The following is a 14,207-nucleotide window of genomic DNA, read 5'->3' on the forward strand; positions in this document are numbered from 1 at the left end:
TAGGCTTGATTCATCAGATGATTTGGCGGGCAGGCATGAAAGCAATTCGGGTCAGAAGTTACAGGTTGGCGGCGGCTGTCCTTTTGTGCGCTGCGCTGGGGACGACGACCGAGGCGCAGGAAGCGCAGACGGCTAAGCAGCTTTTCGGCAGCGTGAAACTTCCCAGCAGGTCGGAGCCGGAGCCGCTCGGCTTTTACGCCAAGGGCTGCATGGCAGGCGCGGTGGCGCTTCCCACCGATGGGCCCACCTGGCAGGCCATGCGCCTTTCTCGCAACCGGCGCTGGGGCAATCCGGTGATGATCTCGCTGCTGGAACAGTTTTCGCGCGACGCGGCAAGGCTCGGCTGGGGCTCGGGCATCCTGGTCGGCGACATCTCGCAGCCGCGCGGCGGGCCGATGATCACCGGGCATGCGTCCCACCAGGTCGGTCTCGACGCGGATATCTGGTTTACGCCGAAGCCCGCCCAGCCGCTGACCGTGCAGCAGCGCGAAGACATGCCCTTCACCTCCATGCTCGACAAGAGCAAGTTCCTGACTGTTAACCCGAAGCGCTGGAGCGATACCCATGCCCGGCTGATCATGCAGGCGGCGAGCTATCCGCAGGTGGAGCGGGTCTTCGTCAATCCGGCCATCAAGAAGAAACTCTGCGAGACATGGACGGGCGACCGCAGCCTGCTCGGCAAGGTGCGGCCGATCTACGGACATGACGAGCATTTCCATATCCGCATTTCCTGCCCGGCGGGTTCCAGCGATTGCCAGAAGCAGGCGGCCGCTCCGAAGGTCGACGACTGCAACAGCAAGGGGCTCGCCTGGTGGTTTACCAAGGAGCCCTGGGCACCGGCGCCGAAGCCCGATCCGAACAAGCCGCCGGTGAAACCACGGCAGGTCATGCTCTCGGATCTGCCAAAAGCCTGTGCGGCCGTGCTTTCAGCAGCGGCGCGATCCGAGGCCGATGCTACTTATGGCGGAAGGGCTCTTTCCTATTCAAGCGATGCGCCTGCACCGGCAGCCGTGACGGCCACCGAAACGCCTGCCATGGTTCCGCCCTCCGAGGTTCCGCTGCCGAGCAGCCGTCCGCAACGGTAAAGGCGCAGCGCCTCGTTGCCCGATAATCCCGCCTGACCACCTTCCCAACCCAGGCGCGGCAGGCTAGAACCCGCACAAATCGATTGAATGGGGCGAGGAACCTTTCATGTCTGCCGCACCTTGCATTGCGCTGATCGCGCATGACCAGAAAAAGGATGACATGGCCGCCTTCGCACGCCAGCACCAAGCGGCTCTTTCGCGCTTCCGGATCGTCGCCACGGGTACGACCGGCGGGCGTGTGCAGGACGCCTGTCCGGAGCTTCAGGTCACCCGGCTGAAGAGCGGCCCGCTCGGCGGCGACCAGCAGATCGGCGCGATGATTGCCACCGGCGACGTTGATATGCTGATCTTCTTCATCGACCCTTTGAGCGCCCTGCCGCATGATGTGGACGTCAAAGCCCTGACCCGGCTTGCCACCGTCTATGACATACCCATGGCGCTCAACCGCGCTACCGCCGAGAAATTCCTCGATTTCCAATAGACCGGATATATTGCGCCATGCTTGACGACACCCGCAGCGAAGATTTGCCTTTTCCGATCCTGATCGGTGACATCGGCGGAACCAATGCCCGCTTTTCCATTCTTGCCGATGCCAATGCGGATCCGGAACAGTTTCCCATTGTCCAGACGGCGAATTTTCCGACGATAGACGATGCAATCCGCACGATCGTTTTGGAGAAAAGTCCGCTAAAGCCGCGCTCAGCCATTCTTGCGGTCGCCGGCCCGATCGACGGCGACGAGATCGACCTGACCAACTGCAACTGGGTCGTTCGCCCCCGGAACATGATCCAGAACCTCGGTTTCGAGGATGTTTTGGTCGTCAACGACTTCGAAGCGCAGGCGCTGGCCGTTGCAGCCCTTCCCGAGCAGTACCGCGAGAAGCTCGGTGCTTCCGGCGAGCCGCATCTGGCCTCCCGCGTGGTTCTGGGACCTGGCACGGGCCTGGGCGTTGCTGGACTGCTGCATGCCCGCGATACCTGGTTTCCGGTGCCGGGCGAAGGCGGCCATGTGGATGTCGGGCCGCGCTCGGAGCGAGACTTCCAGATCTTCCCGCATTTGAGAAGGATCGAGGGCCGAGTGTCCGCCGAGGAAATCCTGTCGGGCCGCGGCGTGGTCAACATTTATCAGGCCATTTGTGCAGCCGACGGCATTGCGCCGACGCTGACCTTGCCGGCCGACGTTACGGCGCATGGGCTCGACGGGTCCAATCCGCAGGCGGTGGAGACGCTTTCGTTGCTTGCTACCTATCTTGGACGGGTTGCCGGGGACATGGCCTTGATCTTCATGGCCCGCGGCGGCGTTTATCTGGCCGGCGGCATTTCCCAGAAGATCATCCCGGCCCTGAAAGGCCCACAGTTCCGGGCCGCCTTCGAAGACAAGGCACCGCATAGCGAGTTGATGGCGACGATCCCGACCTATGTGGTAACCCATCCGCAGGCAGCGCTGGCAGGTCTTGCCAGCTTCGCGCGCATGCCCGCGGCCTACGGGATCTCGATGGATGGCCGGCGCTGGCGGCATCAGGCGTAAACTTGCCGGATTGCAACAGCACCGGCGAATCATGCGGGCTTGGCTGGCAAAAGCGTTACGAAGTGTTTAATAGCCCCTGCTCATGGAAATGAGCCGGCACATGCCGAAACGGGAAACGCCTTTGAACGCTGCCCAAGATAAGAAGCGCCATGTCGATTCCGGCGCAGTCGTCAGTGTCCTGAGGCGGATCATCGCCGAAAACGGCCGCGACCACATTCGTGGCTATGCGTTTGCGATCCTTTGCCTTGTCCTGGTGGCGCTATCCACGGCGTTTACCGCCTGGATCATGGAATCGGTCGTCAACGAGGCTTTCGCCAACAAGCGCGCGGATATCGTCTGGCTGATCTGCGCCTCGATCCTTGCCGCCTTCATCCTGCGCGGCTTTGCCACTTATGGTCAGGCGGTGACGCTGTCGAAGATCGGCAACAACATCGTCGCGCGCTACCAGCGGCGGCTTTATTCCCACCTGATGACGCTGTCGGTCGGTTTCTTTTCGGAATCGCGCTCGGCCTACCTTGCCGCGCAGGTGAGCCAGAATGTGTCGGGCATTCGCGACGTCCTCAACCTCACCGTCACCTCGACGGCGCGCGATCTCCTGACGCTCGCTGCGCTGGTCGGCGTCATGTTCGTGAAGGACTGGGTCTTGGCGCTCATCGTTTTTGCCGTTGCGCCGCCACTGCTTTACGCCTTGCGCTATGTTTCGAAGCGCCTGCGTGCCGCTACCCGCGAATCCGTCGAGATCAACAGCCGCGTTCTCGGCGCCATGCAGGAAACCATCCAGGGGATATCCATCGTCAAGGCCTTCACGATGGAGCAGGAGCTCGAGCGCAAGGTCAACGGCATCATCGACACGGCCGAGCGACGCGCCAACCGGATAGCCCGCCTTTCTGAGCGCACATCGCCTCTCACTGAAACCTTTGCCGGCTTCGCGATCTCCAGCGTTCTTGCCTATGCCGCCTTCCGGTCGATCTACAATGATGTACCGCCGGGCGCCTTCTTTGCCTTCGTCACCGCCTTGCTGATGGCCTATGATCCGGCCCGCCGGCTTGCAAAGCTGCAGGTGCAGATCGATCGGGCGGTGGTCAATGCGCAGATGATCTATGCCATCCTCGACACCCAGCCTGCTCAGCGCGAGAAGCCGGGCGCTCAAGATCTGGCAACCACGACGGCGCGTGTCGAGCTGCAAGGCGTTGTATTCTCCTATGCCACCGGCTCGCCTATTCTGCGCGGCGTCGACATCGTCGCAGAAGGCGGCAAGACAACCGCGCTGGTCGGTCAATCAGGGGCCGGCAAGTCGACGATTATCAACCTCATTCCTCGCTTCTATGACCCGACCGAAGGCAGGATCCTGATCGACGGGCAGGACATAGCCGAAGTCACCAAAGCATCGCTGCGGCGCCAGCTCGCCTATGTTTCGCAACAGCCATACCTGTTCGAAGGATCGATCCGCGACAATATCCGCTATGGCAGACCAGATGCGACGGATGCCGAAGTGGAAGAGGCAGCGCGCCTCGCCTATGCTCACGATTTCATTCTTACCCAGCCGTTCGGCTACGACACGCCCGTCGGCGAACACGGCATGACCCTTTCGGGGGGGCAGCGTCAGCGGCTCTCGATTGCCCGCGCGCTGGTTCGCAACGCGCCGATCCTGCTTCTCGATGAGGCCACGTCGGCACTCGACAACGAATCGGAAGCAGCCGTCCAAAAGGCCCTTGATACGGCCATGCGCGGCCGCACGGTGATCGTCATCGCCCACAGGCTCTCGACCATAGTGAAGGCCGACAAGATCATCGTCATGCATGAGGGACGGGTTGTCGAGGAAGGCACCCATCAGGTGCTTGCGCAGCGCCAGGACGGGCTTTACGCTCGCCTCAACAATCTGCAATCGCCCGAAGCGGGCCACTGACTTGATCAAGGATTACGCCGCGCATGACCGCTAATGACATGAAACTCGTGGTCGTCGGCGCTGCGGGGCGTATGGGGCAGACGCTGATCCGCGTCATCCAGGACACCGAGGGCGTCACCTTGCATGCCGCCATCGAACGCGAAGGGTCCGCCTTCATCGGCAAGGACGCCGGCGAGCTCGCCGGCGCAGGCACGATCGGCGTGGCGGTTACCAGCGATCCGCTGCAGGCATTTCTCGATGCGGAAGGCGTGCTCGATTTCACAGCGCCTGACGCCAGCGTCACCTTTGCGGGCCTCGCCGCCCAGGCGCGGATCGTGCATGTAATCGGTACGACGGGCTGCTCCACCGACGACGAGCAGAAATTCGAGGCGTCGGCGCGGCATGCCCGTATCGTCAAGTCCGGCAATATGAGCCTCGGCGTCAATCTTCTGTCTGTTCTCGCCGAGCAGGCGACCAGAGCCCTGCCCGCCGCCGGATGGGACGTGGAGATCGTCGAGATGCATCACAAGCACAAGGTGGATGCACCGTCGGGGACCGCGCTTCTGCTCGGCGAAGCCGCCGCCAAGGGCCGCGGCATCGACTTTGCGACGCAATCGGTGCGGGTCCGCGATGGCCATACCGGCGCCCGCCCTGTTGGCACGATAGGCTTTGCGACATTACGTGGCGGATCGGTCGTCGGCGATCATTCCGTCATACTTGCCGGCGAAGGCGAGTTGGTGACGCTCTCGCACAGCGCGCGCGACCGGTCTATTTTCGCGCGCGGCGCTGTTGCTGCAGCCTTCTGGGCGCGCGACAAGAAGCCCGGCCACTATTCCATGCTCGACGTTCTCGGGCTCTCTTAAATTACATTTGGAGGAATCCTTTCATGAGCGGCACCCTCGTCCTCGTTCGCCACGGCCAGAGCGACTGGAACCTGAAGAACCTATTTACCGGCTGGCGCGACCCCGAACTGACACCCCTCGGCATCCAAGAAGCCGAAACTGGCGGACAGGCTCTCGCTGACACTGGCATCATGTTCGACATCGCCTTCACATCGGTCCTGAAGCGCGCCCAAGACACGCTGAAGATCGTGCTCGACAAGCTCGGCCAGCCTGAACTGGAAACGATCCGCGACCAGGCGCTCAACGAACGGGATTACGGAGACTTGTCCGGCCTCAACAAGGACGATGCCCGCGCCAAATGGGGCGAGGAGCAGGTGCATATCTGGCGCCGCTCCTACGACATCCCGCCGCCGGGCGGTGAGAGCCTGCGCGATACGGGCGCCCGCGTCTGGCCCTATTACCTGACCGAGATCCTGCCGCGCGTTCTGCAGGGCCAGAAAGTGCTCGTTGCGGCGCATGGCAATTCGCTGCGTTCGCTGGTCATGGTGCTCGACCGGATGAGCAAGGAGGAAATCCTCAAGCTCAACCTGGCGACAGGCGTGCCGATGGTTTACACGCTGAACGCCGATTCAACCGTTGCCTCCAAGAAGGTGCTCGGAGACATGTCCGGCGCCCATTGAAGCTTGGCTTCAAGGCGGGTAGGTTCAATTCTCGATGGTGAATTGAACCGTGTCGGCGGGAAAGCGCGTGACGGAATACTGGACCGGCACGCCCTGCAGATCGACATTGAGAGCGCGGGTTACCAGCACGATGGCGCCTGGGGATAGTTTGAGATCGACAAGATCGCTGCTGTCTGCATGCACTGCGGTGACCTCCGTCGATGCGCGTATATAGTCGGTCAGTCCGCATTCCTGGAAAGCGGCGGTGATCGAGCCGGTCCTGGCGTAGATCTCCGCCATTTGCCCAAACCGGTCGGCAGGAAACCGGGCGGTCGAACGGGAAACCGGACGCCGGTCTGCGGTGCCGACCGTTTCCAAACGCAAGACCCGCGAGCCGGGCGCGACCTGCAGCCGCTGCGCGATATCTGCCGACGCCTCTTCCTCGGCCCATCCCAAAAGCAGACCCTCCTTTTCGCGGGCCTGATCGCCGATGCCGGGGCTGAAGCGTGTGCGTTTCGAGATGGGGAAATTGATGCGTTCCTTGCGCTCGATCAGCGTCCCGCGCCCCTGTACCGCCCGCACGATCCCCTCTTCGGCCAGAGCCGCCAGCGCACTTCTGACCGTGTGGCGGTTGACGCCGAATTGCTCCGCCAGCACCATTTCCGGCGGCACTTTGCCAGCCGCATCGTAATCGCCATTGGCGATCGATGTGCGGATCCGGTCGGCAATCTGACGCCACAGCGCCACCCCATTCTGCCTTTGAACGATAATTGGCTCAGTCTCCCCTGTCACACGCTTGTTATATCGCAGCTCTATATCTAAGCTTAATTGTATGGTTGTCTATATAAATAGACATTTGAGGTTTTGCAATGGATGCTGCACAACAAACTGCCTCCAATCCCCAGGCTGAGCAGCGCCGCCGCGCAATAGGCCTGCTCGCCCGCGCAACGGCGCAAGAGCTACGATTGGCCTGGGACGGATTACCGGAAAAGCCTGACGTAAAGCCCGTGCGGGGTCCGGAAACAGGCCTCACCATGGTGCGCGGTCGCATCGGCGGCGGCGGCGCTCCCTTCAACCTGGGTGAGGCCACGGTGACGCGCTGTACCATTCTCCTAGCTTCCGGAACGGCGGGCCACGCACAGGCCATGGGGACAGCCAAGGAAGCTGTGAAGCTGGCGGCAGTCTTCGATGCACTTTGGCAAGAAGCCGGCACCCGGCAATGGGTAGAAACCACCCTCCTTTACCCGATCGAAGCGCGCATCGCCGCCGAAGACAAGGTGAAGGCCGAGGAAACGGCAGCCACGAAGGTCGATTTCTTCACCATGGTTCGAGGAGAAGACTGATGACGAGCAAGACGCAAGCGCTGTCCGGCGGTTTTAGCCAGCCGGTATTCGAATCCCAGAGCGTATTCCGCATGCTGATGGATGGCATGGCCAAACCAGGCACGTTATGCACCGTGGATCTGGATGTCGGGCAGCCCGAGCCGCTTGGCGGGGCAGCCGGCGCCATCGCGCTCACCTTATGCGACCATGAAACCAGCGTCTGGCTCAGCGCCGGGCTTTCGCAATCTGCAGTCGCCGAGTGGATCGGCTTCCATACGGGGGCGCCTATCATCCGCGAAAAGGCTGAAGCGCATTTCGCCTTCGTGGAAGCCGGCGCGACACCAGCCTCGTTCGGCCTCTTCTCGCTCGGCAGCCAGGAATTTCCGGACCGGTCGACCACGCTGGTCATCGAGGTCAAGGCGCTTGGCCAAGGCCCTCTGATGACCCTGACCGGCCCCGGCATTCGGGCCACCCAGACGATTGCCGTCGACGGGCTCCCGGACGTCTTCATGCGTCTTTGGGCGGACAACCGGGCGCTTTTCCCGCGCGGTGTCGACGTGATCCTAACGGCTGGACAGAAGTTCTTGTGCCTGCCGCGCACGACACGGCTCGCATTGCAGTAACCGGGCCCAAGTTTCCACAACTCGCCCCAACTTTTCGCATCCTCAAGGATGCCGAGGTCGCGGCAGGAGAATGAAGCATGTATGTTGCCGTCAAGGGTGGCGAAGCCGCCATCAACAATGCCCATCGGTTGCTCGCGGACCGGCGCCGCGGCGACCGTTCGCTCCCGTCGGTTACCATCGACCAGATCGTCGAACAGCTCGGTCTCGCGGTGGATCGCGTCATGGCCGAGGCATCGCTGTACGACCGTTCGCTGGCGGCACTTGCCGTACGTCAGGCCCGGGGCGACATGATCGAGGCCATTTTCCTGCTGCGCGCCTACCGGACGACGCTGCCGCGGTTTGGCGCAACCGTGCCGGTCGACACGGCCGGAATGAAGGTCGAGCGGCGCATATCCGCCACCTACAAGGATCTGCCGGGCGGCCAGCTTCTCGGACCGACCTTCGATTATACACACCGGCTGCTCGACCCTTCGCTGCTGAGCGACGAGCAGGTCGAGGAGCCGGTCCGCAAGCAAGCCGGCGGCGAAGAGGTCATGCGGGTTTCCGACATTCTCGCGCATGAAGGCCTGATCGAGCCGGACGGCGAATTTCCCGAAGACCATGAGGCAGGCGACCTGACGCGCGAGCCGATGGAATTTCCGATGAGCCGCGACCTGCGCCTGCAGGCATTGGCGCGCGGCGACGAAGGCTTTCTCCTGGCGCTCGGCTATTCGACGCAGCGCGGCTACGGCCGCAACCATCCCTTTGTCGGCGAAATCCGCATCGGCGAGGTCGAGGTGGAGATGGATATCGCCGAACTCGGCTTCGCCGTACCGCTTGGCCGCATCCGCGTCACCGAATGCCAGATGGTCAACCAGTTCAAAGGTTCCTCCAAGGCACCGCCACAGTTTACCCGCGGCTATGGCCTGGTTTTCGGACAAAGCGAGCGCAAGGCGATGGCCATGTCGCTGGTCGACCGCGCTTTGCGTGCCGAAGAACTCGGCGAGGACATCATTGCCCCGGCACAGGACGAGGAATTCGTGATTTCCCATTGCGACAATGTGCAGGCGACCGGCTTTGTGGAGCATTTGAAACTGCCCCATTACGTGGATTTCCAGGCCGAGCTCGGGCTGGTGCGCAAGATGCGCTCCGATATCGACAAAGCACGCTCCAAAGCCCGCAGCGGCGACAATCTTAGCCAGGAGGCAGCCGAGTGACCGATCTCGCCACCTATAATTTCGCTTACCTGGACGAACAAACGAAGCGGATGATCCGCCGGGCGATCCTGAAGGCCATCGCCATTCCCGGCTACCAGGTACCGTTTGCCTCGCGCGAAATGCCGATGCCCTATGGCTGGGGAACCGGTGGTGTGCAGGTGACGGCTGCGATCCTCGGGCCGGACGACGTGCTCAAAGTCATCGACCAGGGTGCCGACGACACGACCAATGCGGTCTCGATCCGCGCCTTCTTCCAGAAGGTGGCCAATGTCGCCGTGACGACGCATACCAGGGATGCCACCATTATCCAGACGCGCCACCGGATTCCCGAGGAGAAGCTGACGGAAGGCCAGGTCCTTGTTTATCAGGTGCCGATCCCCGAACCCTTGCGCTTTCTTGAACCGCGCGAGACCGAAACGCGGAAGATGCATGCGCTTGAGGAATACGGGCTCATGCATGTGAAGCTCTACGAGGATATCGCCCGCAACGGCCATATCGCCACGACCTATGCTTATCCCGTCAAGGTCGCTGGCCGCTATGTCATGGACCCCTCGCCGACGCCGAAATTCGACAATCCGAAAATGCACATGTCCGAAGCGCTGCAGCTCTTCGGTGCTGGCCGCGAGAAACGCATCTATGCGGTACCGCCCCATACGGAGGTGGTGAGCCTAGACTTCGAGGACTATCCGTTCGAGATCCAGAAGTTCGAGCAGCCCTGTGCGCTGTGTGGAGCCCATGACGTTTATCTCGATGAAGTGGTTCTCGACGACAAGGGCGGCCGCATGTTCGTTTGCTCCGACACCGACCATTGCGAGGACCGCCGCGACCACGGCCATGCCGGCGCCATGCTGGCCCCGAAGAAGGAGGCCGCGGAATGACTGACACTCCTCTCCTCAAGGTTGGCGGTCTCTCGAAATTCTATGGCAGCCGTATCGGTTGCAAGGATGTTTCCTTCGAGCTGTGGCCCGGCGAAGTGCTGGCCATTGTCGGCGAATCCGGCTCCGGCAAGACCACGCTTCTCAACTGCCTTTCGACGCGGCTGATGCCGACAACGGGTAGTGTCGAATACCGCATGCGCGACGGAAACTTTCGCGACCTTTACCATCTGAGCGAAGCGGAACGCCGCTTCCTGATGCGCACCGACTGGGGCTTCGTGCACCAAAACCCCGCCGATGGGCTGCGCATGACGGTCTCGGCCGGCGCCAATGTCGGCGAGCGGCTGATGGCGGTCGGCGACCGGCACTATGGGAATATCCGCTCAACCGCCAGCGACTGGCTTTCGCGCGTCGAAATCGGCACCGACCGGATCGACGACCAGCCGCGGGCCTTTTCGGGCGGCATGCGGCAGCGCCTGCAGATCGCCCGCAATCTGGTCACTGGCCCACGCCTCGTCTTTATGGACGAACCGACCGGCGGGCTCGATGTGTCGGTGCAGGCCCGCCTGCTGGATCTGGTGCGCGGTCTTGTCAACGATCTGGGGCTCGCCGCCATCGTCGTCACCCATGATCTGGCGGTCGCACGCCTGCTGTCGCACCGGATGATGGTGATGAAGGACGGCTACGTGATCGAGCACGGGCTGACCGACCGGGTGCTCGACGATCCGCGCGAGCCTTACACCCAGCTCCTCGTGTCTTCCATCCTGCAGGTTTGATGAGGAATATCGATATGGCCACTCCCCTCGTCGTTTCCGAGGTCTTCAAGAGCTTCACCATGCATTTGCGCGATGGCATCAAGCTGCCGGTCATCAACGACGTCAATTTTTCCGTCGCCGGCGGCGAATGCGTCGTGCTTGGCGGACCTTCGGGCATCGGCAAGAGCTCGATCCTGAAAATGCTCTACGGCAACTATGCCGTCGATGCGGGTCAGATCCTCGTTAACCATCAGGACCGCATCGTCGACATCGCCCGGGCCGACCCGCGCACGATCATCGACGTGCGCCGCCACACGATGGGCTATGTCAGCCAATTCCTGCGCACCGTACCCCGCGTCCCCGCCGTCGACGTGGTTGCCGAACCGCTTTTCGCCCGGGGCGTCGATGCGGCGGAAGCCCGCGAAAAGGCTTCGGATCTGCTCGCCAAGCTCAATCTGCCGCGGGAACTCTGGAGCCTGCCGCCCGCGACGTTTTCCGGCGGCGAGCAGCAGCGCGTCAACATTGCGCGCGGCTTCATCACCAGCCACCGCATCCTGCTTCTCGACGAACCGACGGCGTCGCTCGATGCCGTCAACCGCCGGGTCGTGGTCGAGATGATTGCTGCCAAAAAGAGCGACGGCGTCGCGCTTCTCGGCATCTTTCATGACGAAGAAGTCCGCGAGGCTGTGGCCGACCGCATTCTCGATGTGCTGGAATTTTCTCCCCGAAAGGCTGCAGCATGAGTGTCAAGGTCGGGCTGGAGCCCGCTGTCCATTCCACGGCTTCCGTCAAGAATTCGACGCTCGGCCGCTACACGGAAGTCTCCGAACGCTGCCGCATCGAAGATTCTGAGATCGGCGACTATTCCTACATCATGCAGGACGGCTCGATCTGGTGCGCGACGATCGGCAAATTCGTCAACATGGCCGCTTCCGTTCGCATCAATGCCACCAATCATCCGACCTGGCGGGCAACGCTGCACCACTTCACCTATCGTGCCGCCAATTACTGGGACGATGCGGAAAACGAGCAGAGCTTCTTCGAATGGCGCCGCGATCACCGCGTCATTATCGGCCACGACGTTTGGATCGGCCACGGTGCAACCGTGCTGCCCGGCGTGACGATTGGCAACGGCGCCGTGATCGGTGCCGGCGCGGTGGTTTCCAAGGATGTCGCTCCTTATGCGATCGTCGGTGGGGTTCCAGCCAAACTCATTCGTGAAAGGTTCACAAAGGAGGTTGGCGAAGGCATGGACCGGCTCGCCTGGTGGGATTGGGATCACCTCCAACTCCGTGCCGCACTCGATGATTTCCGGGCACTTTCGGCCGAAGAATTCCTGTCGCGCTATGCGCAATCGCAGGCAGGCAACGTGCCGCTCGCTTTGTAACAAAAGCTCCATAGAACCGACATTCAGGCTTCATCAAGCATCGCTAATCGAAACCCCATGTACCCTGGACTGAACGGATAAAGAACATGAAGTTCGAGCTGAGGAACGTCACCCGCAGGTTTGGAGATCGCGTTGCGGTGGACGCCGTAAACGTCGAGATTCCCCAGGGCCAGATGGTCGGCATTATCGGCCGTTCGGGCGCCGGCAAGTCGACGCTGCTGCGTATGATCAACCGCCTGCAGGAGCCGAGTTCCGGCTCTATCCATTTCGGCGGCTTGGAAGTGTCTTCTCTGAAGGGCGCCGGCTTGCGCAACTGGCAGCGCGACTGCGCTATGATCTTCCAGCAGTTCAACCTCGTGCCGCGCCTCGACGTGATGACCAATGTCCTGCTCGGTCGTCTGAACCATCGCTCCACCACGATGAGCCTGCTCAGCATCTTCACCCGCGATGAGCGCATCATGGCGATTGCCGCCCTTGAGCGGCTCGGCATCGAGCAGACGGCGCTGCAGCCGGCAGGCACGCTTTCCGGCGGCCAGCAGCAGCGCGTGGCGATTGCGCGTGCGCTCATGCAGGCCCCGAAAATGCTGCTGGCGGACGAGCCTATCGCCTCGCTCGACCCGCTCAATGCGAAGATCGTCATGGATGCGCTGCGTGACATCAACGAGCGCGAGGGCATCACCGTCGTCACCAACCTGCACACGCTCGATACCGCCCGCAGCTATTGCGAGCGCATCATCGGCATGGCTGACGGACGTGTTGTCTTTGACGGCCCGCCAAGAGAGCTTACCGCATCTGCAGTGCGCGAAATCTACGGCTCCGACAAGGATGGTGCCGGCATCGACGAAACCATGACCTCCACAAGCCTCAAGCCCGCCCGCCGGGCCGAGGCCGCCCCATCCGCCATGATCGCCGAAACCGCCGTAATGCGCTGATCGCTTACCCGCCGCATGCAAGCGGCGGTGAAAACCCTAACCCATGCACTGAGATCTCATCACCAAAGGAGACTTCCATGTCTGCATTTCGCAAGATTCTGATAGCTACGCTTGCCATTTCCGCACTCGCCGGCCAGGCTCTCGCCCAGGACACCAAGGTCCTGCGCATCGGCCTCGATGGTGGTGAAAACGAGGCTGACCAGGTTCGCCGCACGGAATGCGTCAAGCCGGGCCTCGTCGCCGCAACCGGCGTTTCCGAAGTCCAGCTCTTCCCGTCGCCGAACTATAATGGCGTCATCCAAGGACTGCTTGGCGGCACGATCGACATCGCCATGATGGGCGCCTCCTCCTACGCCTCCATCTACCTGAAAGACCCCAAGGCGGTTAATCCGGTTCTGACCACGGTACAGGCCGACGGTTCGACCGGCTATTACACGATCATGGTCGCCCGCAAGGATTCGGGCATCAAGACGCTGGCCGATGCTAAGGGCAAGAAGCTCGGCTTCGCCGATCCGGATTCCACCTCCGGCTATCTCGTGCCGAACGTTGCATTGCCGAAGGATATCGGCATGCCGGTCAAGCAGTACTTTTCCGAAACCGGCTTCGGCGGCGGCCATGAGAACCTCGTTCTCGGCGTGCTCGACAAGAAGTGGGATGTCGGAACAACCTTCGGCTCCGGCACGGGTGACTGGGCTCAGGGCTATTCCTCCGGCAACCTGCACATGATGGTCAGCAAGGGCCTGCTTGACATGGACGATCTCGTCGAGCTCTGGAAGTCGCCGCTGATCCCGAACAGCCCGCTGATGGTGTCGCAGAAGCTGCCGGCCGACATCCAGCAGAAGGTCACGGCCTATTTCGCTGACCTGCCGAAGAAGGACAAGGCCTGCTTCGACAGCTTTACGGGCGGCGGCTATGTCGACTGGAAGCCGGTCACCCAGAGCACCTACCAGACGATCATCGACGCCCGTAAGGCCGTGATCGGCGGCTGATCTTGCAGCCTCTCAAAAGCAATAGCGGCGGCCTTGCAAAAGTGCCGCCGCCGACCTCCCGCGCCGCATTTGGTTGAGACCATGCGAAGCGCGTTCGACGATTTTCGACCTGCGTTGAACCTTCTCCGGA

The 14,207-nt window shown here is 62.0% G+C and carries 16 protein-coding genes; 15 read left to right on the forward strand and 1 reads right to left on the reverse strand.

Translation table 11 applies throughout. The features are described 5' to 3' along the window. Positions 1 to 35: 35 nt before the first annotated feature. From mepA to E2F50_RS14845, 6 genes are all read left to right on the forward strand, one after another. Complete coding sequence (gene mepA / locus E2F50_RS14820) at positions 36 to 1,085, forward strand: penicillin-insensitive murein endopeptidase (protein ID WP_133316926.1); 1,050 nt, start codon at positions 36 to 38, stop codon at positions 1,083 to 1,085. Positions 1,086 to 1,191: 106 nt separating this feature from the next. After that, complete coding sequence (locus tag E2F50_RS14825) at positions 1,192 to 1,566, forward strand: methylglyoxal synthase (RefSeq protein ID WP_133316927.1); 375 nt, start codon at positions 1,192 to 1,194, stop codon at positions 1,564 to 1,566. A 17-nt stretch (positions 1,567 to 1,583) separates the two neighbouring features. Beyond that, complete coding sequence (locus E2F50_RS14830; RefSeq protein WP_133316928.1) at positions 1,584 to 2,612, forward strand: glucokinase; 1,029 nt, start codon at positions 1,584 to 1,586, stop codon at positions 2,610 to 2,612. 100 nt (positions 2,613 to 2,712) lie between these two features. Next, on the forward strand, positions 2,713 to 4,518 hold the full coding sequence (locus E2F50_RS14835) for an ABC transporter ATP-binding protein (RefSeq protein ID WP_133316929.1): 1,806 nt from the start codon (positions 2,713 to 2,715) through the stop codon (positions 4,516 to 4,518). 23 nt (positions 4,519 to 4,541) lie between these two features. Then, the gene (gene dapB / locus E2F50_RS14840; RefSeq protein WP_133316930.1) at positions 4,542 to 5,360 is read left to right on the forward strand and encodes a 4-hydroxy-tetrahydrodipicolinate reductase; all 819 of its coding nucleotides are present in this window, start codon (positions 4,542 to 4,544) and stop codon (positions 5,358 to 5,360) included. Positions 5,361 to 5,383: 23 nt separating this feature from the next. Next, positions 5,384 to 6,019 carry a 2,3-bisphosphoglycerate-dependent phosphoglycerate mutase gene (locus tag E2F50_RS14845; protein ID WP_133316931.1) on the forward strand — a complete coding sequence of 212 codons (636 nt, stop codon included), beginning with the start codon at positions 5,384 to 5,386 and terminating at the stop codon, positions 6,017 to 6,019. A 24-nt stretch (positions 6,020 to 6,043) separates the two neighbouring features. Here the strand turns inward: E2F50_RS14845 and phnF are convergent, their stop codons facing one another. Then, a complete protein-coding gene (gene phnF, locus E2F50_RS14850) occupies positions 6,044 to 6,769 on the reverse strand; it encodes a phosphonate metabolism transcriptional regulator PhnF (RefSeq protein ID WP_133317125.1) in 726 nt (241 codons plus the stop codon). Between the two features lie 98 nt (positions 6,770 to 6,867). Between phnF and phnG the strand changes: the two genes are divergently transcribed. The 9 genes from phnG to phnD all read left to right on the forward strand — a co-directional run bounded on the left by phnG (position 6,868) and on the right by phnD (position 14,077). Further along, positions 6,868 to 7,341 carry a phosphonate C-P lyase system protein PhnG gene (phnG, locus tag E2F50_RS14855; protein ID WP_133316932.1) on the forward strand — a complete coding sequence of 158 codons (474 nt, stop codon included), beginning with the start codon at positions 6,868 to 6,870 and terminating at the stop codon, positions 7,339 to 7,341. After that, positions 7,341 to 7,943 (forward strand): phosphonate C-P lyase system protein PhnH, encoded by a 603-nt coding sequence (gene phnH, locus E2F50_RS14860; RefSeq protein WP_133316933.1) that lies wholly within the window; start codon positions 7,341 to 7,343, stop codon positions 7,941 to 7,943. Before phnG ends, phnH begins: the two co-directional genes overlap by 1 nt. Before the next feature lie 77 nt (positions 7,944 to 8,020). Next, entirely contained in the window at positions 8,021 to 9,139 is a 1,119-nt protein-coding gene (locus tag E2F50_RS14865; protein ID WP_133316934.1) for a carbon-phosphorus lyase complex subunit, read from the forward strand. Next, the gene (locus E2F50_RS14870) at positions 9,136 to 10,017 is read left to right on the forward strand and encodes an alpha-D-ribose 1-methylphosphonate 5-phosphate C-P-lyase PhnJ (RefSeq protein WP_133316935.1); all 882 of its coding nucleotides are present in this window, start codon (positions 9,136 to 9,138) and stop codon (positions 10,015 to 10,017) included. The genes E2F50_RS14865 and E2F50_RS14870 overlap by 4 nt, the downstream gene beginning before the upstream one ends. Further along, a complete protein-coding gene (phnK, locus tag E2F50_RS14875) occupies positions 10,014 to 10,790 on the forward strand; it encodes a phosphonate C-P lyase system protein PhnK (RefSeq protein ID WP_133316936.1) in 777 nt (258 codons plus the stop codon). Before E2F50_RS14870 ends, phnK begins: the two co-directional genes overlap by 4 nt. Positions 10,791 to 10,804: 14 nt before the next feature. Beyond that, on the forward strand, positions 10,805 to 11,512 hold the full coding sequence (gene phnL, locus E2F50_RS14880) for a phosphonate C-P lyase system protein PhnL (protein ID WP_133316937.1): 708 nt from the start codon (positions 10,805 to 10,807) through the stop codon (positions 11,510 to 11,512). Then, positions 11,509 to 12,156, forward strand: a complete 648-nt coding sequence (locus E2F50_RS14885) for a DapH/DapD/GlmU-related protein (protein ID WP_133316938.1) — start codon at positions 11,509 to 11,511, stop codon at positions 12,154 to 12,156. The genes phnL and E2F50_RS14885 overlap by 4 nt, the downstream gene beginning before the upstream one ends. 86 nt (positions 12,157 to 12,242) lie before the next feature. Further along, a complete protein-coding gene (phnC, locus tag E2F50_RS14890) occupies positions 12,243 to 13,088 on the forward strand; it encodes a phosphonate ABC transporter ATP-binding protein (protein ID WP_133316939.1) in 846 nt (281 codons plus the stop codon). A gap of 77 nt (positions 13,089 to 13,165) precedes the next feature. After that, positions 13,166 to 14,077: a phosphonate ABC transporter substrate-binding protein gene (phnD, locus tag E2F50_RS14895; protein ID WP_133316940.1), complete on the forward strand. Its 912-nt coding sequence runs from the start codon at positions 13,166 to 13,168 to the stop codon at positions 14,075 to 14,077. The last annotated feature ends 130 nt before the right edge of the window (positions 14,078 to 14,207 follow it).

This window comes from Rhizobium deserti (assembly GCF_004358025.1).
Lineage (GTDB): Bacteria > Pseudomonadota > Alphaproteobacteria > Rhizobiales > Rhizobiaceae > Neorhizobium > Neorhizobium deserti.